The following is an 18,544-nucleotide window of genomic DNA, read 5'->3' as shown; positions in this document are numbered from 1 at the left end:
ACTGGTGAGCCGCGACAGCTGTGCCGTGCTTAGCGCCGCGATCTGCGACGTCTTCATCGCGGCGAACTGGTCGGCGGTGAATGCGCCGAGCTGCGCCGAGCTCAGGCCGGCCAGCGCCGTGCTGCTCAGGGCCATCACTTGCGCCACCGACAGCGTAGAAAGCTCGGCCGTGCTGAAGGACGCCAGTTGGGCGCTGTCCAGCGCAGCGATCTGCGCGGTGCGCATCCCCATGATCTGGTCGCTGGTGAGGGCACCCACCTGTGCCGAGCTCAGCGACTTGATGCTCGCCGTGGACAGCACGGCCAAATCTTCGGCTTCCAGCTTGGAGAGCTGGGCCGCGCTCAGCCCCTTGATCTGCGCGGTGCTCAGCGCGGCGAACTGCGCCGTGGTCAGCGCATTGAGGTCGTCGCTGGAAAGCCGGGACAGTTGCGCCGTGCTCAGCGCGGCGATCTGCGAAGTCTTCAGCGCCGCGATCTGGTCGGCGTTGAGCGCATTGAGCTGGACCGACCCCAGGCCAGCGATGGCCGCCGTGGTCATCGCCTGCACCTGCACGTTGCTCAGCACGGCCATCTCCGCCGAGCTGAACGTCGACAACTGAGCGCCGCTCAGCGCGGCGACCTGTGCCGCGCTCAACTGTGCGATATGGTCGCCGGTGAGTGCAGCCGCCTGAGCCGTGCTCAGCGAGCGCATCACGGCAACGGACAAGGCCGCAACGTCTTCCGCTGCGAGCCGGGAAATTTGCGTGGCGGTCAGGCCGGCGGCTTGTGCCGAGCTCAGCACCGCAAACTGCGATGCGCTCAGCGCATTGAGGTCGCTAGTGCTCAGCGCAGCAAGTTGCGCCGACGTCAGCGCACCCACCTGGCGGGTGGTGAGCGACGCCCACTGAACATCAGTGAATGCATTGATCTGGGCCGTGCCGACCGCAGCCAGCGCTGCCGTGGACAGCCGGCTGACGTCCTCAGCTTCAAAGGCAGCCAGTTGGGCCGCTTTCAACGATGCAGCTCCGGCGGCGCTGATGGCTGCCACTTGTGCCTCGGTCAGGGCAGCAATCTTGTCCGAAGTGAACTGACCCCATTCCGTCGCCGTCAGTCCGGCAATGGTTGCCGTGGACAGTTGGGCGATCTGGGCCGGAGTCAACGCTGCAATGTTGGTGGGCATATGCGTTCCTCAAAAAGTCAATCGCTACCGGACCAGCCTCAAGCCGAGTCGCAAGCGCGCCCCTGGAAAGGGATGTGATGGGTCAAGACAAGCAACACGCACTCTGGGGAGTGGTAGTGCCGTACGCCCCACTAGTTGTGGGGACGTTCTGTTACGTGCTATCGGCCTGGGTCCGGAGAACTTGAGGACAGCAAGAGCGCGAAGCGCAAACTTTTTGGCGGTTTGACGGGGCTCAAACCTGCATGCTCATGATGTCCGTGTACGCCTGCACGAGGCGGTTTCGCACGGTGAGCGTGGCCTGAAAACCGATCTGGGCCTTCTGCATCGCGACCATGGTCTGTTCGATGCTGACGCTGGGGTTGTCGAGCTGGACTTCCTGCTGCAGCCGCGTGGCCTCGTTTTGCGTGGCGCTCACGGACTTGAGCGCGTCCGACATGGCCGCGGCGAAGCCGCCGGGCTGCACTTGCTGGGTGTTGCGCAGCGGCTGGCCGTCGGTCTGCAGCCCGGCGCGGGCGGCGGCTTGGGCGAAATCGAAAGGTTTGAGCTTCAGTTCCATGGCGGGCACTAACGGGTACGGTCCTGTCCTGGACAAGGAGAATCCAGGCCGCACGGCCATGGGTACACCCCTCCCAGGATGGACGCGACTCTAGAAGTGCGGCCGCGGCGCCGGTGGCGCGAAGTGGGCGGGCTTTGCCGGCTTCATCGGCCGATGGCGCCCAAGCTTGAGGGCCAAAAATGGCGACCTTTCCGACGCTCGCCCGCGCTGTACCCGTTGCGCCGCCATGGACCAAGCTCTTTCCCCCGTCACTCCGCAGCCGCCGGCCCCGGTCGGCCGCTTCGCGCGCCTGGCAGCGTTGCCCCCCCGCAACAAGATGATGCTAGGCGCGGGCGTGGCCGGGCTGCTGGCCGTGCTGGTGGCGCTGATGCTGTGGGGCCGCGAGCCGGACTACCGGGTGCTGTTCACCGGCATGACCGACAAGGACGGCGGCGCCGTGCTGGCGGCGCTGCAGCAGATGAACGTGCCCTACCGCCACGGCGAGGGCGGCACGCTGCTGGTGCCGGCCGAAAAAGTGCACGAGGCGCGCTTGAAGCTCGCTTCGGCCGGGCTGCCCAAAGGGGGCATCGTCGGCTTCGAGCTGATGGACAACGCCCGCTTCGGCCAGACGCAGTTCCAGGAACGCACGACCTACCAGCGCGGCCTCGAAGGCGAGCTCACGCGCTCCATCATGTCGCTGGACGCGGTGGAGAGCGCCCGCGTGCACCTGGCCATTCCGCAGCAGACCGGCTTCTTCCGCGAGCAGCAAAAGCCCAGCGCCTCGGTGCTGCTGACGCTGCGCGGAGGCCGCAGCCTGGACCGCACGCAGCTCGCGGGCATCGTGCACCTGGTGTCCTCGTCGGTGCCGGAGATGAACCCCAAGGCGGTGAGCATCCTGGACCAGAGCGGCGCGCTGCTCTCCGGCCCCGAGGGCGCCTCCGCCCAGCAGGGCAACCTGGACGCGCAGCAGCTGGCCTACGTGCAGCAGGTCGAGCGCGGGCTGCAGCAGCGGGTGATGGACATCCTGGAGCCCGTGGCCGGGCGGGACAACCTGCGCGCCTCGGTGACGGCGGAGATCGACTTCTCGCAGACCGAGTCCACCGCCGAGTCCTTCCGTCCCAACCAGGGCGCCGAGCCCGCGGCCGTGCGCAGCCAGCACAGCATCGAGGCCGGGCCCAACCCCAACTCGGCCGTGCCGTCGGGCATTCCCGGCGCGGTGAGCAACCAGCCGCCCGTCGCGCCGGCGGCGCCCGTCAACGGCGCCTCCGCGCCGCTGCAACCCACGCAGCCCAACTCCGGCAGCGGCGCGCTGGGCGCGGGCGGACGGCGCGAGAACGTCATCAACTACGAGGTGGACAAGACGGTGCGCGTCACGCGCAACGCCACCGGCGTCATCAAGCGGCTCACGGCGGCGGTGGTGCTCAACCAGCGCAGCACCACCGACCCCAAGGGCAAGGTCACGCCCGTGCCCATCAGCGACGAGGAGCTCGACAAGCTCACCTCGCTGGTGCAGGAGAGCATCGGCTTCAGCAAGGAGCGCGGCGACTCGGTGCGCGTGGTCAGCGCCCCGTTCCAGGCGCCCGCGGCCGACAAGACCGAGGAGCTGCCGCTGTGGCGCCAGCCCTGGGTGATGGAGCTGCTGCGCACCGGCGGCATGCCCTTGGCGCTGACGCTGGTGGCGCTGATGCTGCTGCTGGGCGTGGTGCGCCCGGCGCTGCGCCAGCCCAAGGCCGAGGAGCCGCCGGTTCCGCCGCCGGGCACGCAGCTCGACGCGCTGGTGGACGACCAGGAGGCCCTGCCCGATCCCTCGCAGGAGGACGCCCTGGCCTCGACCGCGGGGGTCAGGATCGCCGCGCCGATGCTCATCAACGACAGCGCCGACGTGCAGACGCTGGAGCAGTTGCGCGCGCTGGCCAAGGAAAAGCCCGCCGTGGTGGCCGAGATCCTGCGCGGCTGGTTCAACAAGAAGGAAGCTTGACCCGCCATGGACGAAGAAGGCCTGGAGAACGCCGCCATCATGCTCATGACGCTGGGCGAGGAAGAGGCGGCCGAGGTGTTCAAGCACCTGGGACCCAAGGAGGTTCAGCGCCTGGGCGAGACGCTCACGCGCATGAAGCCCGTCTCGCGCGACCGGCTGCAGGAGGTGCTGCGCCGCTTTGCCGACGAGGCCAACCAGCAAAGCCTGCTGCTGCCCGATACCGACGAGTACGTGAAGAACGTGCTGCGCAAGGCGCTGGGCGACGACAAGGCCAACCTGCTGATCGACCGCATCATGCAGGCCAGCGACATCACCGGCATCGAGAGCCTGAAGTGGATGGACGCGCCCTCGGTGGCCGAGCTGCTGCGCAACGAGCACCCGCAGATCGTGGCGGCCATCCTGGTGCACCTGGACTACGACCAGGCCAGCGGCGTGCTCAAGTGCTTCCCCGACCGCCAGCGCAACGAGGTGCTGGTGCGCATCGCCACGCTGGACGGCATCCAGCCCAGCGCGCTCAAGGACCTCAACGACGTGATGGGCCGCGTGCTGGCCGGCGGCGGCGACCGCACCACGCGCAAGGCCAGCCTGGGCGGCGTCAAGGCCGCGGCCGAGATCATCAACATGCTCGGCGGCTCGGCCGAGACGGCGGTGCTGGACTACATCCGCGAGGCCGACACCGACCTGGCGCAGAAGATCATGGACAACATGTTCACCTTCGACGACCTGGTCAAGGTGGACGACCGCGGCATGCAGGCGCTGCTCAAGGAAGTGCAGTCCAGCGAGCTGGTGGTGGCGCTCAAGGGCTCCTCGCCGGAGCTGCGCGACAAGATCTTCAAGAACATGTCCAGCCGCGCCGCCGAGATGCTGCGGGAAGAGCTGGATGCGCGCGGCCCGGTGCGGCTGTCCGAGGTCGAGGCCCAGCAGAAGGAGATGCTCAAGATCGTGCGGCGCCTGGCCGACGAGGGCACCATAGTGCTGGGCGGCGGCGGCGATGACCAGTTCGTCTGACCGTCCCGCGCGCGCGAGCGGCAGCCTGTACGCGCGCTTCATCCCGCGCGAGGAGCTGCAGAGCTTCAAGGCGTGGATGCCCGACAGCTTCGAGCCGCCCAAGCCCGTCAAGGCGCCTCCGGCCCCTACCCCGCCGCCGGACATCCCCGCGGCCGAGCACGCGCTGCTGCTGCACGCGGCGCGGCTGGCCGGGCGCGAGGAAGGCCATGCGGAAGGCCAGCGCCAGGGCTACGAGGAGGGTTACCGCGACGGCCTGGCGGCGCTGGAGAGCTTCAAGCAGCACCACACCGCGCAGATGGCGGCGCAGGTGGCCTCGCTGCTGGAGTCCATGGAGGCGCAGCTCGACGCGCTGGAGGAGCCCATGGCGCGGGCGGTGGCCGAGTCGGCCACGCGGCTGGCGCGCGCGGTGCTGCGCACCGAGCTGAGCACGCGGCCGGAAGTGGTGGAGTCCGTGGCGCTGGAGGCCGTGGGCGCCATGCTGGCGGGCGCGCGCCAGATGCGCGTGACCGTGAACCCCGAGGATGAGCCGCTGCTGGCCGCCGGCGCCGCGGCGCTGCAACTGGAGGCGCGCGGCGCGCGCGTCCTGGCCAGCGCGGCCGTGGCGCGCGGGGGCTGCGTGGTGGAGTCGGAGCTGGGCCGCGTGGACGCGCGCATCGAGCAGCGCTGGGCGCAGGCCGCGAAGCTGCTGGGCGCGCCTCTGCCCTGGGAAGAGGCGCCCGCTGCGCCACCGGCCGCGGCACCCCAGCGGGCAGCGGCTGCGGCGCCGGCGCTGCCGCCGGAGCCGTCGTTCGAGCTGGACCTGGGCGCCGACGACGCACCGCCGCCGCCGCCCATGCCCGACCTGGACGACCTGCCCGATCCGGGCAGCTTCCCGCGCTGAGCCACAGGTGAGCCGCAGATGAGCCGCAGATGAGCCGCGAATTCATAGAAGCCGCCCAGGCGCGGCGCCAGCAGCGCTGGGACAAGTTCCTGTCGCGGCTGCCGGACTTCGCCGACCAGCCCCAGCCGCTGCCGGCCGAAGGCACGCTCATGCGCGTGACCGGCCTGGTGCTGGAGGCCGCAGGCCTGCGGCTGCCCGTGGGCGCGGCCTGCGAGGTGCGCATGGGGAAGGACTCGCCGGTGCAGGCCGAGGTGGTGGGCTTCAACGGCGATCGCGCCTTTCTCATGCCCACGGGCGAGATCCACGGCCTGGCCAGCGGCGCGCGCGTGCTGCCGCGGCCCGCGCCGGTGTCCGCGCCGCAATTCGGAACGGAAGTGCACCCCTGGCGCCGCAGCGAGGACCGCGGGCTGCTGCTGCCCGTGGGCGCCGGGCTGCTTGGGCGCGTGGTGGACCCGCATGGCGAGCCGCTGGACCGCGCCGGCCCCATCACCGCCACCGCGCTGGCGCCGCTGGCGCGCCGCCCCATCAACGCCATGGACCGCGACCCCGTGCGCCAGCCGCTGGACACGGGCGTGCGCGCCATCAACTCCATGCTCACCGTGGGCCGCGGCCAGCGGCTGGGCCTGTTCGCCGGCACGGGCGTGGGCAAGTCGGTGCTGCTGGGGATGATGGCCCGCTACACCGAGGCCGACGTGATCGTGGTGGGCCTCATCGGCGAGCGCGGCCGCGAAGTGAAGGAATTCATAGAGGACATCCTGGGCGAGGAGGGTCTGCGCCGCTCGGTGGTGGTGGCCGCGCCCGCGGACGCGCCGCCGCTGGTGCGCATGCAGGGCGCGACCTACTCCACGGCCATCGCCGAGCACTTCCGCGACCAGGGCCTGGACGTGCTGCTGCTCATGGACAGCCTCACCCGCTACGCGCAGGCGCAGCGCGAGATCGCGCTGGCCATCGGCGAGCCGCCGGCCACCAAGGGCTACCCGCCGAGCTGCTTTTCCAAGCTGCCGCAACTGGTGGAGAGGAGCGGCAACGGGGTCAAGGGCGGCGGCTCGATCACGGCCTTCTACACGGTGCTGTCCGAAGGCGACGACCAGCAGGACCCGATCGCCGACGCGGCACGCGGCATCCTGGACGGCCACATCGTGCTCTCGCGCGAGCTGGCCGAGAGCGGCCACTACCCGGCCATCGACGTGGAGAAGTCCATTTCCCGCGTGATGACCAGCGTGGCGGAGAAGCCGCACATCGACGCCGCGCGGCGCGCGCGGCAGATGCTGGCGCGCTACACGCGGGCGCGCGACCTCATCGCGCTGGGCGCCTACACGCCCGGCCACGACGCGGAGCTGGACCTCGCGGTTCGCCTGCACCCCAAGCTCATGACGCTGCTGCAGCAGGGCATGCACGAGCACGCGCCGCTGGATTTGTGCAAGCGGCAACTGGCGGCGACGGTGGCGGGTTGAGGCCGGGACTGGGGCGTCCTGGCGGCAGGGCGGCACGGCCATTGCGGGCCCTGCGGCGGGCCACTCGCAGCGAATGGGCCCTTCTCCAACGCCTTTTCCGCGCTTAACTGCCGTCCCCGGCGACCGAAACTGCGGGGAGATGTTCCCTTTCCCCACCGCCGGCCACAGCCCGCGCGCCGCCGAGGTCCGCCATGAGTGAGCTGCGCTCGCTGTACACCCTGCTGGAGCACGAGCAGCGCCAGCGCGACGAGCTGCTGGCGCAGATGCGCCAGGCCCAGGCCCGGCTGCTGCAGGTACAGACGCAGGCCCAGCAGCTCGACCACTACCGCGGCGAGTACCAGCAGCGCTGGACCACGCAGTTCAGCAGCGCGGCCACGGGCGCGGCGCTGCTGCAGTGCTACCAGAGCTTCGGCGAGCGGCTGCACCAGGCCGTGGACCAGCAGCAGCAGGCCCAGTCACTGGCCAGCACGCAGTGCGAGCGCGCCCGCCAGGCGCTGCAGGCGCAGGAGCTGCGCGTGGCGGCGGTGGGCAAGCTGATCGAGCGGCGGCTGGCCCAGGCCCGCGCCGCAGAGAACAAACGCGACCAGAAGCGCAACGACGAGGCGGCGGCGCGACTGGCCACCAGCAGTGGCTGGAACCACCCGGGCGGCGCCGCCCCATGAGCAGTACCCTGATGAACACCTTATCCACCGCCCCGGCCGCCGGCCGCGCGGCCTCGCCCGCCACGCCGGCCATGGCACGCGGCCTGAACCCCGCCTACGGCCCGGCCGGCTTCCGGCAGGCGCTGCAGTCCGCAGCCCAGGCCGCGGACGACACGGCCGCCTCGGACGGCCCGCCCGCCCGGCACGCGCGCACGGACGAGGAAACCTCCTCCGGCCCGCTGGCCCTGCCCCCCGCCGAGGCGCCCGCCACACCCGCCAACGGCGGGGCGGACGCCACGCCCAACGCGCTGGACCTGTCGTCGCTGCTGGCGCAAATGGGCCACCAGGGCGGCACCCCGACACCAACGGCCGGCAGCGCCACCACCAGCGCCTCGCAGGACGACGCCGGCATAGAGGCAGCCGTGGACGGCGGCGGCCGCGCCGATGCCCGCACGGCCGCAGGCGCACGCCGCCACCTGCCCGCCAGGGGCACTTCCGCCGCCCCGTCCGGCACGGCGCAGCCTGCCGCTTCCGCTGCGCCGCTGGGCTCAGCCGCTCCATCGGCCTCCGCGGCGCCCTTGGTTGCGGGCACGCCGGCGGGTTCCACGGCGCCAGTGGCGTCCGGCCGAAGGACGTCCGCGGGCCCGGCCGTACCCGCAGGCCCCGTGGGTCCCGAAGCCCTCGACGCCCCAGCCCCCACGGCCGCAGCCCTCGCCGCAAAGGCGGCCGGCGCGCGGGACGGGCGTGCACAGGCCGCGTCCGGGCAGGCGCAGCCGCCAAACGCCACGCTCTCCGAAATGCCGGCCACCGGCCAGGCCGCGGCATCACCCCTGGCGGCAGCGGCCACCGGCGTGACGCCGGCCCCTGAGCGCCCGCTGTCCGCAGCGCGCCCGGCCTCGGGACGCCCGGCGGTGGACGGCGTTTCCGGCCGTGCCGTGGCCGCCGAGCGCGGTTCGCGCGCCGCGGCGGGCAACGAGGCGCGCACCGCCGGCGCCCAAGCGCGCGACAGCCGCCCGGAGACCGTGGCGGGTGCCAACGAGCTGCCCGCGACGGCAACGCCGGGCATGCCGGGCACCGCAGGCCAGCCCACGCAGGCCAACGGGCCCGACCCCACCGCGGCCCCACAGGATTCGACCCTGGCCTCCACGCTGATGGCCTCGGCCGCCACGGCGCCGGTGCCGACGCAGCCGGGAGCCGCGCCCGCCGCGCCGCCGCCGGGCACGGCCACGTCGCCCTTCCACGCCTACGTGGCGGCGGCCGTGCAGTCGCGCGGCTTCGCGCCGGCGCTGGGCGCGCAGATGCGCATGCTGGTGAGCGAGGGCGTGAGCGAGGCGCAACTGGAGCTCAACCCGCCCGACATGGGGCCGGTGTCCGTGCGCATCGCGCTGGAGGGCATGCAGGCGCGCGTGGAATTCGGCGCCGACCTGGCCGACACGCGCGCGGCCTTGCAGGACAGCATGCCTTCGCTGGCCGCGGCGCTGCGCGAAAGCGGCTTCACGCTCACGGGCGGCGGCGTCTCCGAACGCCAGGCCGGCGGCGGCAGCGGCGCCAGCGGCGAGGAACCGGGTGGCCGGCGCTCGCCCAATGCGCCCGCCGGCGTGGGCGCGGGCCGCGGCGACGTCGCGGCCACCCCGGCCGGCCCTGCGGCGCCGGCCGCCGGGCGCGGCCGCAGCACGGTGGACCTTTACGCCTGAAGCCCGCGCCTGAAGCCCGCGCCTGAGGTTCGCGCCTGAGGTTCGCGCCTGAAGTCCGCGCCGGCACCCGGCGCGCCTGGCGCAACCGGTGGGCGCCGGCCCCGCAAGACCCGCCTCGCGGCGGGCGGCGTCGCGGCGTGGCCGCGTGAGACTTCCTGACGCCTGGACGCCACGGCCGCCCGCGCCGGGCCGGCCGCCTGCCGCGGGGGTGGTTAAGCTGTCGTTTTGTCCTGCTATTTCCGCCTTCGCGGCGAGGCCGCGGGCCGAATAATCCGGCCCATACATGCTGAACGGCCCTGCCCGCTTGGCATCCGTTCGTCCATTGGAGCCTGAATGTCCGCTGCCGTCGCCGCCCTGGGAGCTTCGCTGAAGAAGGGCCGCATCAAGATCATCCTCATCGCGGTGGTGGTGTTGCTGCTCTTGGGCGGCGGCGTGGCTTACGTTGCCACCAAGTCCGCGCACGCCGAAGACGACGACGAGGTGGAAGTGCATGACGCGCACCCGGCCAAGGCGGTGCAGCCCGGCACCTTCGACCCCAAGACGGCACCGACCTTCATGCCGATGGATGTCTTCACCGTCAACCTCGCCGACCGTGACACCGACCGCTTCGCGCAGGTGGGCGTGACGCTGGAAGTGGAGGACGCCAAGGTGCTCGAACAAGTCAAGGCCTACATGCCCGCGATTCGAAACAACATCCTGATGCTGCTGTCGAGCAAGACGGCCGAGGCCGTGCGCGACGAGGCGGGCAAGCGGCGGCTGGCCGCCGAGATACGCGCGCAGGCGCTGCGCCCGCTGGGCTACGACGTCGCCGCCGAGGACCTGATGGACGAGGGCCAGGCCCCGGCCGCGTCCAACGCCGCCAGGCCGCGCAAGCAGCGCAAGTCGGCGCCCACGGCACTGCCCATCAAGTCCGTGCACTTTTCCAACTTCATCGTGCAGTAAGGCCATGATGAACCAGCAGTTCCTGTCGCAGGACGAGGTCGATGCACTGCTCCAGGGCATCACCGGCGAAAGCCAGAAGCTGGAGCAGGAGGAAACTCCTACCGGTGCGGTCCGCACCTACGACATCGCCAGCCAGGAACGCATCGTTCGTGGGCGCATGCCCACGATGGAAATCATCAACGAGCGCTTTGCGCGCAACGTGCGCGTGGGCCTCTTCAATTTCATACGCAAGAGCCCCGAGGTGGCCATCGGCGGCATCAAGGTGCAGAAGTACAGCGCCTTCCTGCGCGAGATCGTGGTGCCCACCAACATCAACATCGTGTCGGTGCGGCCGCTGCGCGGCTCGGGGCTGATCGTGTGCGAGCCCAACCTGGTGTTCGCGGTGATCGATGCGCTCTTCGGCGGCAGCGGGCGCTTTCACACCCGCATCGAAGGCCGCGACTTCAGCGCCACCGAGCAGCGCGTGATCACGCGGCTGCTGGAGGTGATCATCGGCGAGTACAAGAAGGCGTGGGCGGGCATCTACCCGCTGGAGCTGGAGTACCAGCGCTCGGAGATGCAGCCGCAGTTCGCCAACATCGCCACGCCCAGTGAAATCGTGGTGGCCACGAGCTTCACCATGGAAATCGGCACCACGGCGGGGTCGGTGCACTTTTGCATTCCGTACTCCACGCTGGAGCCCATTCGCGACGTGCTGTACTCGTCGGTGCAGGGCGACTCCACCGAGCCCGACAGGCGCTGGGTCAACCTGCTCAAGACGCAGCTTCAGGCCGCGGAGGTGGAGCTGGTGGCGGAGCTCGCGCATGCGCCGGCCACCGTCGAGCAGCTGCTGTCGCTCAAGGCGGGCGACTTCATAGAGCTGGACCGCACGCCGACGCTCACCGCCAAGGTGGACGGCGTGCCGGTGCTCGAAGCGCAGTGCGGCACGCGCAACGGCAAGTACGCCATCAAGGTCGAAAGACTGATTTCCAGCTCGCAGCTGAGCTGGATCGGAGAGCAGCATCATGGCAGTTGACGAAACCATGTCCGAAGAGGACCGCATGGCCGCCGAGTGGGAGGCCGCACTGGCCGAAGCCCGCTCCGACACGGCCGCCGTGCCCGAAGAAGAGGCGTCGCCGCTGCAGTCGGTCAAGGCCGCGGCCTTCACCGACTTCGGCGCGTCGGAGGCGCAGAACCCGTCCGGGATCAACGACATCAACATGATCCTGGACATCCCCGTGCAGCTCACGGTGGAGCTGGGCCGCACGAGGATCCCGATCAAGCACATCCTGCAGCTCGCCCAGGGCTCGGTGGTGGAGCTCGAAGCCATGGCCGGCGAGCCCATGGACGTGCTGGTCAACGGCTACCTCATCGCCCAGGGCGAGGTGGTGGTGGTCAACGACAAGTTCGGCATCCGCCTCACCGACATCGTCACGCCCAGCGAGCGCGTGCGCCGGCTCAGCCGCACCTGAAATCCCTGGGATTTGGGCCGCGGCGTACCGCCGCCGCGCCGCCTTCGGCCGCACGGCTCCCGCCCTGCCTGCCCGAACACCACCCGCGTCCGCCAGGACGGCCCGCTCCCCGCCGGGCACTGGCGGGGGCCGCATTCATGAAAGCCCCGTTTCCATGAACACCACCTGGCTGTCGCTGCTGTGGTTCCTGGCCGTGCTGGCGCTCATTCCCGTGGCGCTGTGGCTGCTCAAGCGCACGCCGCTGGCGCAGGGCGCGGGCGCGGCAGGCGTGATGCGCACCGTGGCCGTGCTGCCGCTGTCGCCCAACCAGCGCCTGGTGACGGTGGAGGTGGGCAGCGGCGACGAGCGGCGCTGGCTGGTGCTGGGCGTGACGCCGCAGCAGATCAGCACGCTGCACACCATGGCCCCGCAGGCCGACGCGCCCACGGCGGCGCCGTCCGCGCCCTCCTTTGCCCAAGCGCTGCGCCAGATGCGCGGCCAGCGCGACTGAACTGCCCGAGTCTTGCGAGCATGAAAGCCTTCTTCTCCAGCCGGCGCCGCCTCGCGCCGGCCGCCGCGGCCCTCGCGCTGCTGGCCGGCGCGGCGCTGCCGGCGCTGGCGCAGCAGCAGGGCGCGCCCGGCACGCTGCCGCTGCTCATCGGCCAGGGCGCGGGCGGGGCCAGCTATTCGGTGCCCATCCAGACGCTGCTGTTCTTCACCTCGCTGAGCTTCCTGCCCGCGGTGCTGCTGATGATGACGGGCTTCACCCGCATCGTGATCGTGCTGGGCCTGCTGCGCCAGGCGATGGGCACGCAGTCCACGCCGCCCAACCAGGTCATCGTGGGGCTGAGCCTGTTCCTGACCTTCTTCGTGATGGGGCCCACGCTGGACCGCATCTACGAGCAGGCCTGGCAGCCCTACAGCGCCGGGCAGATCAGCTTCGAGCAGGCGCTGGACCGCGGCCAGGTGCCGCTGCGCGGCTTCATGCTCAAGCAAACCCGCCAGAGCGACGTGCAGCTCTTCAGCCGCATGGCCAAGCTCCCCGACGGCACCACGGCCGAGCAACTGCCCTTCAAGGTGCTGGTGCCGGCCTTCGTCACCAGCGAGCTCAAGAGCGCCTTCCAGATCGGCTTCCTGATCTTCATCCCCTTCCTGATCATCGACATGGTCGTGGCCAGCGTGCTCATGAGCCTGGGGATGATGATGCTCAGCCCCGTGCTGGTGGCGCTGCCCTTCAAGCTCATGCTCTTCGTCCTGGCCGACGGCTGGAACCTCATGCTGGGCTCGCTGGCGGCCTCCTTCGCCCAATAGGCGCCGCCTTCCAACGCAACGGATTGGACCTTCCCTCATGGACGCAACCCAAGTCTTCACCGTGGGCCAGCAGGCCCTCTACACGCTGCTGATCGTGTGCGCGCCGCTGCTGCTGGTCATCCTGGGCGTGGGCGTGGTGGTGAGCGTGCTGCAGGCGGCCACGCAGATCAACGAGGCCACGCTCTCCTTCGTCCCCAAGATCGTTGCCGCGGTGGCGGTGCTGGCCATCGCGGGCCCGTGGATGATGACGACGCTGGTGGAGTTCCTGCAGCGCACGCTGCAGGCCATTCCCACCGCGGTGGGTTGAGCGGCCCGCACCCGACGGGCGCCGCCGTGCCGTGCTGACCTTCACCGAAGCGCAACTGCTGGCCTGGATCACGCCGCTGCTGTGGCCGCTGCTGCGCGCGCTGGCGCTGCTGTCGATCATGCCGGTGCTGGGCACGCGCATGGTCATGGCGCGCGTGCGCGTGGGCCTGGCGCTGCTGCTGGCGGTGGCGGCGCAGGCGGTGCTGCCGCCCATTGCGCCGGTGGCGCTGGACTCGCCCGTGGCCTTCGCGCTGGTGCTGCAGCAGCTGCTGGTGGGCGTGTCGCTGGGCTTTGCGGTGCGCATCGTGTTCGCGGCGGTGGAGTTCGCCGGCGAGGTGGTGGGGCTGCAGATGGGGCTGAACTTCGCGGGCTTCTTCGACCCTTCCACCTCCGGCCAGGGCACGGTCACCGGGCGCATGTTCGGCACGCTGGTGGCGTGGGTGTTCATCGTGACCAACGGCCACCTGGTGGTGCTGGCCTCGCTGGTGCGCAGCTTCGAGGTGTTTCCGGTGAGCCCGCAGCCCTTTCAGGACGTGATGAAGCTCGCGCCCCACACCTGGGGCTCGGAGATCTTCCTGCTGGGCCTGTGGATCGCGCTGCCGCTGATCGTGATGCTGCTGTTCGTGAACCTGGTGCTGGGCGTGATCTCGCGCGTGGCCTCGCAGATGAACGTGTTCTCGGTGGGCTTTCCCGTCACCTTGGGCGTGGGCCTCATCGGCATGCTCACCACGCTGCCGCTGCTGGAGCAGCCTTTCATGATGGCGCTGGAGCGCATGCTCTCGCGCTTCCAGTGAGCGCGGCGGCGGTGCCGCCGCCGCGGTCCCGAACCGACGTTTCGCCCTGAACGAGGCGGCCCCGAGCGGGCCGCTTTTTTTTGCGCCGGCCGCGCCCGAGCAAGCGGCGTTCCCCCCTTCCCCCCGCCGGCACGCCCCCGCTGCTGCCGCCCCGCAGAGGGACGCGCCGAAGCGGCCCGCTGCCTAAGCTTCACGGCAGTTCGGCACACAACCCACAGCACAGAAGTTCCGGACACACGCAGCCACCGCCCTCAAGACCACGAATCACCGCCCAAAGGCCACGCCATGAACAACGCTTCCTTCGCCGCCCTGACCGCCGCCGCCATCGCCGCTTTCGCCGCCCAGGCGGCGCAGGCGCAGACCGTGTCGCTCAAGGCGGCGCCCACGCTGCAGTCCTCGTCCTTCAGCGATGCGGAGCTGGTGGGGGCCAAGTCGCCCATGCCCAAGGTGCGCTTCCTGCCGGCCTCGGCCTTCGACCTCAACGCCGCCGCCGCCGAGGCGCAGGGCAGCGCCGTGGCCTTCGACAAGCCGGGCAAGCGCCCCGCCGTGGCCGAGCCGGTGCTGGAGCAGCGCCGCCAGATCAGCGCCGCGGCGCTGGCGGCCATGCCGGCGCCGGAAGCCGTGCCCGAGGCCGTGGGCACGGGCAACATCCAGTTCACCTCCACCCGCACCTACCCGCGCCAGCAGGACCGCGTCTACCCCAGCAGCGCCGTGGGCAAGCTCTTCTTCCGCGACAGCGCGGGCAACTCCTACATCTGCACCGGCTCCGTGGTGCGCCCGGGCGTGGTGCTCACCGCCGGCCACTGCGTGCACCGCGGCAGCGGCGGCAACGCGGGCTTCTACAACAGCTTCACCTTCGTCCCCGGCTACAGCCGCGTGGGCCTGACGGAGACGCGCCCCTTCGGCACCTGGAGCAACTGGCAGTACGTGAGCACCACCACGGCCTGGTCCACCGGCGGCGGCAACGTGCCCAACGTGGGCGATTGGGCGCTCATCGTCTTCAACCCCGACGGCGCGGGCCGGCGCATCGGCGACTACACCGGCTACCTGGGCATCCAGTACCCGGCCTTGATCGGCCGCCACGTGACGGTGCTGGGCTACCCGGCCAACCTCGACAGCGGCACGCAGATGCACCGCGTGGACAGCATGGCCACCAACGGCGGCAGCAACAACGGCCTGTGGGGCTCGGACATGACCGGCGGTTCCAGCGGCGGCCCCGTCATCCTGAACTTCCGCCAGGACTACGCGGGCCTGTCCGCCGCCACGCAGGACAACGCCGCCAACCGCGCCACCAGCGTCGTGTCCTGGGGCTACACCTCGGCGGGCCCGCAGGTCCAGGGCGGCGCGCAGTTCAACAGCAGCTTCGCCACGCTGTTCAACCAGACCTGCAGCGCCTACGGCTGGGCCTGCTGACCACACGGCGCGGACGCCACGACATCACGGAGGGGGAAAACGGCAAAGGGCGGCCCCGCGCAGGGGCCGCCCTTTGTCCTGCCTGGCGCGCCTGTTTGTCTATGGGCAGGCCTGCCAGGCGCCCGCGCTCACTGGCCGACCAGCCCGTTGCGTATGGCGTAGACGGTGAGCTCGGAGTTGTTGGCCAGGCCCAGCTTCTCCAGCACCCGGGCGCGGTAGACGCTCACGGTCTTCGGGCTGAGCATGAGTTCCTCGGCGATGTCGGACAGGCGCTTGCCCGACGCGATCATCACCAGCGTCTGCAGCTCGCGGTCGGAGAGCTTTTCGTGCGCCTGCTCGGCCGCGGGCGTGGTCAGGCTTTCGATGAGCATGTGCGCGATCTCCGGCGTGACGTTCTTGCGTCCCTGGGCGACGGTGCGCACGGCCTGCACGATCTGCTGCGGATCGCCGCCCTTGTTGACGTAGCCGTAGGCGCCGGCGCGCAGGGCGCGGATGGCGTACTGGTCCTCGGGGTACATGCTCACGATGAGCACGCGCACCGGGCTGCCCTCGTCCTTGAGGGCGTGCAGCACGTCCAGGCCGCTGCGGCCGGGCAGGTTGATGTCGAGCACCAGCACGTCGCAGCCGGTGTGGCGCATGAGCGCGCGCAGCTCGCCGTAGTCGGCGGCCTCGCCCACCACCTCGATATCGGGCGCGTCGGAGAGCGTGTCGCGTATGCCGCGCCGGATGAGCGCGTGGTCGTCGCAGAGGATTACCTTGATCATGTTGTCGTTCCCCAGGCCGCGGCGTCCGGCGCCGCGCCGTCGCCGCCTTCGGCGGCCAGTGGAATGGAGAGGATGAGCGTGGTGCCGCCACCGGGGCGGCTGCTGAGGTCCATCCAGCCGCCCACCGTGCCGGCCCGCTCGTGCAGGCCGCGTATGCCAAAGCTCTGCGCCTTGGCCAGGTCTTCGCGGCTGAGGCCACGGCCGTCGTCGCTGATCTCCAGCGACAGCACGCCCGCGCCCAGCGAGAGGTCCACCGCCACGTGCTGCGCCTGCGCGTGCTTGTGGATGTTGGTCAATGCTTCCTGCGCCGTGCGGTAGGCCACCAGCGGCACGCCGGCGGGCAACTGCAGCGACTCGTGGCTGGTGCGAAAGGCGCACTCCAGCCCCGTGCGGCGGGCAAAGCGCTGCGTCATCCACTGCAGCGCCGCCACCAGGCCCTGCTCCAGGATGGCCGGGCGCAGGTTCTGCATGATGCGTTTGCTCGCCTCGATGGCGTGGGTGAGGGTCTCGCGGGCGCTTTCGAGGTGGGCCTGCGCCTCGGGGTCGGCGTTGCGCCGCTCCAGCCAGGCCAGCTCGAAGCGCAGCGCGGTGAGGGAGCCGCCCACGTCGTCGTGGATCTCGCGGGCGATGGCCACGCGCTCGGCCTCCACGCTGGTCTGCAGGTGCTGCGCGAGCTCGCGCAACTGGCGCTGCGACTGCGCCAGCAGCTCGTCGGCGCGCAGCTTGGCGCGGCGCATCTCGGCGGCCTGGATGGCGTTTTCCACCGCCGGCGCCAGCCGCGCCAGGTTGGCCTTGAGCAGGTAGTCGCTGGCGCCGTTGCGCATGGCCTCCACGGCCACGTCCTCGCCGATGGCGCCGGAGATCAGGATGAAGGGCAGCACCAGCCCGCTGGCCTTGACGATGTCCAGCGCCCGCAACCCCGTGAAGCCGCCGGGCAGGTTGAAGTCCGACAGCACCACGTCCCACTCGGGGCTCAGCGCGTCGCAGAAGGCCTGCTCGGTTTCCACGCGCAGCGTGTCCACGGCCTGCCCGCCGCGGCGCAAATGGGCCAGCGCGAGCTCGTGGTCGAGCTCGGCGTCTTCGAGGTGGAGCACGCGCAGGCGGCGGGATGTCATGCGGGCGAGTATCGCAAAGCCCTGGAAGCGCGGAATTGCGCCGGCTTGGGCCCAGTGATCGGGGCAATGCCGCGGGGCGGGTGCGCCAAGAATTGAAGGCTGCCGGGCATGCCCTGCCGGCCGCTCAGCGTGACTAATGCGCACGCCGAGCAGGTTCGTCAAGGTTTGCGGCAGCTCAAGCCGCCGTCGCCTCAAGTCGAGGTGCCGCGCGCCGATAGACCGTCCAGCCAGCTCTGGAGAAATAACGCATGCCTTCAATTCTCGCCGTCGATGACTCGACCTCGATGCGCCAGATGGTGTCCTTCACGCTGAAGAACGCCGGGTTCCACGTGGTCGAGGCGGTGGATGGAATGGACGCCTGGGACAAGGCCGACAACCAGGACTTTGACCTCGTCCTCACGGACCAGAACATGCCGCGCATGGACGGCATCTCGCTCACGCGCAAGCTGCGCCAGCACCCCAAGTTCGGCCGCACGCCCATCCTCATCCTCACCACGGAATCCAGCGACGAGATGAAGCGCGAGGGCCGCGCCGCCGGCGCCACGGGCTGGATGGTGAAGCCCTTCGACCCGGCCAAGCTGATCGAGGTGATCGGCAAGGTCATCCGCTGACCCCGGCGCTCAGGAGAAATCATCCATGGCTGAACCGTCGACCGACAACAGCAGTGCCGTTGGCATAGACCTGAGCCAGTTCTACCAGGTCTTCTTCGAGGAAGCGCTGGAGAACCTGGAGCGCCTGGAGCAGATGCTCCTGGAAATCGACCTGGCGGCCGCAGACGACGAGGCGCTCAACGCCATCTTCCGCTGCGCCCACTCCGTCAAGGGCGGTGCCGCCACGTTCGGCTTCAACGACGTGGCCGAGCTCACCCACCAGATGGAGACGCTGCTGGACCGGCTGCGCCGCCACGAGCTGGCGCCCGACCACGCCATGGTGGACGTGCTGCTGGAGTCCGGCGACGCGCTGCGCGCGCAGCTCGCCCGCCACGAGGCCGGCGGCGCCGGTGCCCCGGTGGAGACGGCCGATCTGTGCCAGCGCATCCGCGTGCTGGCCGAAGGCAAGTCCGCGGCGCCGCGCGCTGCCGCGCCCGCCCCGGCCGTGGTGGCCGCGCCGCCCCCGCCGCC

19 protein-coding genes and 1 pseudogene are annotated in these 18,544 nt (G+C 70.8%); 16 read left to right on the top strand and 4 right to left on the bottom strand.

Annotation, left to right across the window (positions count from 1 at the left end):
* Both ALA01S_RS26170 and fliE read right to left on the bottom strand, forming a co-directional pair.
* A pseudogene (locus ALA01S_RS26170) lies at positions 1 to 1,158 on the bottom strand (heme utilization protein); the annotation flags it as partial.
* A gap of 232 nt (positions 1,159 to 1,390) precedes the next feature.
* Positions 1,391 to 1,714: a flagellar hook-basal body complex protein FliE gene (gene fliE, locus ALA01S_RS26165; RefSeq protein WP_084267966.1), complete on the bottom strand. Its 324-nt coding sequence runs from the start codon at positions 1,712 to 1,714 to the stop codon at positions 1,391 to 1,393.
* A 226-nt stretch (positions 1,715 to 1,940) separates the two neighbouring features.
* Here fliE and fliF point away from each other — a divergent pair, with 226 nt between their 5' ends.
* From fliF to ALA01S_RS26095, 14 genes are all read left to right on the top strand, one after another.
* Positions 1,941 to 3,671, top strand: a complete 1,731-nt coding sequence (gene fliF, locus ALA01S_RS26160) for a flagellar basal-body MS-ring/collar protein FliF (RefSeq protein ID WP_066342238.1) — start codon at positions 1,941 to 1,943, stop codon at positions 3,669 to 3,671.
* 6 nt (positions 3,672 to 3,677) lie between these two features.
* On the top strand, positions 3,678 to 4,679 hold the full coding sequence (fliG, locus tag ALA01S_RS26155; protein ID WP_066342237.1) for a flagellar motor switch protein FliG: 1,002 nt from the start codon (positions 3,678 to 3,680) through the stop codon (positions 4,677 to 4,679).
* The gene (locus ALA01S_RS26150) at positions 4,663 to 5,559 is read left to right on the top strand and encodes a FliH/SctL family protein (RefSeq protein ID WP_066342236.1); all 897 of its coding nucleotides are present in this window, start codon (positions 4,663 to 4,665) and stop codon (positions 5,557 to 5,559) included. The genes fliG and ALA01S_RS26150 overlap by 17 nt, the downstream gene beginning before the upstream one ends.
* A gap of 29 nt (positions 5,560 to 5,588) precedes the next feature.
* Complete coding sequence (gene fliI / locus ALA01S_RS26145) at positions 5,589 to 7,013, top strand: flagellar protein export ATPase FliI (protein WP_084267965.1); 1,425 nt, start codon at positions 5,589 to 5,591, stop codon at positions 7,011 to 7,013.
* A gap of 191 nt (positions 7,014 to 7,204) precedes the next feature.
* Positions 7,205 to 7,675 carry a flagellar export protein FliJ gene (gene fliJ / locus ALA01S_RS26140; protein WP_066342235.1) on the top strand — a complete coding sequence of 157 codons (471 nt, stop codon included), beginning with the start codon at positions 7,205 to 7,207 and terminating at the stop codon, positions 7,673 to 7,675.
* An 11-nt stretch (positions 7,676 to 7,686) separates the two neighbouring features.
* Positions 7,687 to 9,348, top strand: a complete 1,662-nt coding sequence (locus ALA01S_RS26135; protein ID WP_066342234.1) for a flagellar hook-length control protein FliK — start codon at positions 7,687 to 7,689, stop codon at positions 9,346 to 9,348.
* 333 nt (positions 9,349 to 9,681) lie between these two features.
* Positions 9,682 to 10,290 carry a flagellar basal body-associated FliL family protein gene (locus ALA01S_RS26130; protein WP_066342233.1) on the top strand — a complete coding sequence of 203 codons (609 nt, stop codon included), beginning with the start codon at positions 9,682 to 9,684 and terminating at the stop codon, positions 10,288 to 10,290.
* A 7-nt stretch (positions 10,291 to 10,297) separates the two neighbouring features.
* Positions 10,298 to 11,305 carry a flagellar motor switch protein FliM gene (gene fliM, locus ALA01S_RS26125; RefSeq protein WP_066342239.1) on the top strand — a complete coding sequence of 336 codons (1,008 nt, stop codon included), beginning with the start codon at positions 10,298 to 10,300 and terminating at the stop codon, positions 11,303 to 11,305.
* Positions 11,295 to 11,741 (top strand): flagellar motor switch protein FliN, encoded by a 447-nt coding sequence (gene fliN / locus ALA01S_RS26120; protein WP_066342232.1) that lies wholly within the window; start codon positions 11,295 to 11,297, stop codon positions 11,739 to 11,741. The genes fliM and fliN overlap by 11 nt, the downstream gene beginning before the upstream one ends.
* Positions 11,742 to 11,895: 154 nt before the next feature.
* Positions 11,896 to 12,231, top strand: a complete 336-nt coding sequence (gene fliO / locus ALA01S_RS26115) for a flagellar biosynthetic protein FliO (RefSeq protein ID WP_066342231.1) — start codon at positions 11,896 to 11,898, stop codon at positions 12,229 to 12,231.
* Between the two features lie 20 nt (positions 12,232 to 12,251).
* Positions 12,252 to 13,031, top strand: coding sequence for a flagellar type III secretion system pore protein FliP (gene fliP, locus ALA01S_RS26110; RefSeq protein WP_066342230.1), 780 nt, complete (start codon positions 12,252 to 12,254; stop codon positions 13,029 to 13,031).
* Between the two features lie 37 nt (positions 13,032 to 13,068).
* Positions 13,069 to 13,338 carry a flagellar biosynthesis protein FliQ gene (fliQ, locus tag ALA01S_RS26105; RefSeq protein ID WP_066342229.1) on the top strand — a complete coding sequence of 90 codons (270 nt, stop codon included), beginning with the start codon at positions 13,069 to 13,071 and terminating at the stop codon, positions 13,336 to 13,338.
* 31 nt (positions 13,339 to 13,369) lie between these two features.
* On the top strand, positions 13,370 to 14,131 hold the full coding sequence (fliR, locus tag ALA01S_RS26100) for a flagellar biosynthetic protein FliR (protein ID WP_066342228.1): 762 nt from the start codon (positions 13,370 to 13,372) through the stop codon (positions 14,129 to 14,131).
* A 285-nt stretch (positions 14,132 to 14,416) separates the two neighbouring features.
* Complete coding sequence (locus tag ALA01S_RS26095; protein ID WP_066342227.1) at positions 14,417 to 15,544, top strand: trypsin-like serine peptidase; 1,128 nt, start codon at positions 14,417 to 14,419, stop codon at positions 15,542 to 15,544.
* 128 nt (positions 15,545 to 15,672) lie between these two features.
* On the opposite strand, the gene ALA01S_RS26090 is transcribed toward ALA01S_RS26095, so the two are convergent.
* Both ALA01S_RS26090 and ALA01S_RS26085 read right to left on the bottom strand, forming a co-directional pair.
* Positions 15,673 to 16,308 (bottom strand): response regulator, encoded by a 636-nt coding sequence (locus tag ALA01S_RS26090; protein ID WP_066342226.1) that lies wholly within the window; start codon positions 16,306 to 16,308, stop codon positions 15,673 to 15,675.
* Positions 16,305 to 17,423, bottom strand: a complete 1,119-nt coding sequence (locus ALA01S_RS26085; RefSeq protein ID WP_066342225.1) for a hybrid sensor histidine kinase/response regulator — start codon at positions 17,421 to 17,423, stop codon at positions 16,305 to 16,307. The genes ALA01S_RS26090 and ALA01S_RS26085 overlap by 4 nt, the downstream gene beginning before the upstream one ends.
* A gap of 248 nt (positions 17,424 to 17,671) precedes the next feature.
* On the opposite strand from ALA01S_RS26085, the gene ALA01S_RS26080 reads away from it, so the two are divergent.
* Positions 17,672 to 18,034 (top strand): response regulator, encoded by a 363-nt coding sequence (locus ALA01S_RS26080; protein WP_066342224.1) that lies wholly within the window; start codon positions 17,672 to 17,674, stop codon positions 18,032 to 18,034.
* Between the two features lie 25 nt (positions 18,035 to 18,059).
* Positions 18,060 to 18,544 (top strand): Hpt domain-containing protein (locus tag ALA01S_RS26075; RefSeq protein ID WP_174548660.1); only part of this gene is annotated, 485 nt, incomplete at its 3' end.

The sequence above is a fragment of the Azohydromonas lata NBRC 102462 genome, from assembly GCF_001571085.1.
Classification (GTDB): Bacteria; Pseudomonadota; Gammaproteobacteria; order Burkholderiales; family Burkholderiaceae_C; genus Azohydromonas; species Azohydromonas lata.
The sequence above is the reverse complement of the archived record's forward strand: the minus strand, read 5'-3'. Positions and strand labels throughout refer to the sequence as shown.

Excerpts from the sequence above, each read along its gene's own strand:
- fliE (WP_084267966.1), bottom strand. The coding sequence starts at position 1,714 with ATGGAACTGAAGCTCAAACCTTTCGATTTCGCCCAAGCCGCCGCCCGC.
- fliF (WP_066342238.1), top strand. The coding sequence starts at position 1,941 with ATGGACCAAGCTCTTTCCCCCGTCACTCCGCAGCCGCCGGCCCCGGTC.
- fliG (WP_066342237.1), top strand. The coding sequence starts at position 3,678 with ATGGACGAAGAAGGCCTGGAGAACGCCGCCATCATGCTCATGACGCTG.
- ALA01S_RS26150 (WP_066342236.1), top strand. The coding sequence starts at position 4,663 with ATGACCAGTTCGTCTGACCGTCCCGCGCGCGCGAGCGGCAGCCTGTAC.
- fliI (WP_084267965.1), top strand. The coding sequence starts at position 5,589 with ATGAGCCGCGAATTCATAGAAGCCGCCCAGGCGCGGCGCCAGCAGCGC.
- fliJ (WP_066342235.1), top strand. The coding sequence starts at position 7,205 with ATGAGTGAGCTGCGCTCGCTGTACACCCTGCTGGAGCACGAGCAGCGC.
- ALA01S_RS26135 (WP_066342234.1), top strand. The coding sequence starts at position 7,687 with ATGAACACCTTATCCACCGCCCCGGCCGCCGGCCGCGCGGCCTCGCCC.
- ALA01S_RS26130 (WP_066342233.1), top strand. The coding sequence starts at position 9,682 with ATGTCCGCTGCCGTCGCCGCCCTGGGAGCTTCGCTGAAGAAGGGCCGC.
- fliM (WP_066342239.1), top strand. The coding sequence starts at position 10,298 with ATGAACCAGCAGTTCCTGTCGCAGGACGAGGTCGATGCACTGCTCCAG.
- fliN (WP_066342232.1), top strand. The coding sequence starts at position 11,295 with ATGGCAGTTGACGAAACCATGTCCGAAGAGGACCGCATGGCCGCCGAG.
- fliO (WP_066342231.1), top strand. The coding sequence starts at position 11,896 with ATGAACACCACCTGGCTGTCGCTGCTGTGGTTCCTGGCCGTGCTGGCG.
- fliP (WP_066342230.1), top strand. The coding sequence starts at position 12,252 with ATGAAAGCCTTCTTCTCCAGCCGGCGCCGCCTCGCGCCGGCCGCCGCG.
- fliQ (WP_066342229.1), top strand. The coding sequence starts at position 13,069 with ATGGACGCAACCCAAGTCTTCACCGTGGGCCAGCAGGCCCTCTACACG.
- ALA01S_RS26095 (WP_066342227.1), top strand. The coding sequence starts at position 14,417 with ATGAACAACGCTTCCTTCGCCGCCCTGACCGCCGCCGCCATCGCCGCT.
- ALA01S_RS26090 (WP_066342226.1), bottom strand. The coding sequence starts at position 16,308 with ATGATCAAGGTAATCCTCTGCGACGACCACGCGCTCATCCGGCGCGGC.
- ALA01S_RS26085 (WP_066342225.1), bottom strand. The coding sequence starts at position 17,423 with ATGACATCCCGCCGCCTGCGCGTGCTCCACCTCGAAGACGCCGAGCTC.
- ALA01S_RS26080 (WP_066342224.1), top strand. The coding sequence starts at position 17,672 with ATGCCTTCAATTCTCGCCGTCGATGACTCGACCTCGATGCGCCAGATG.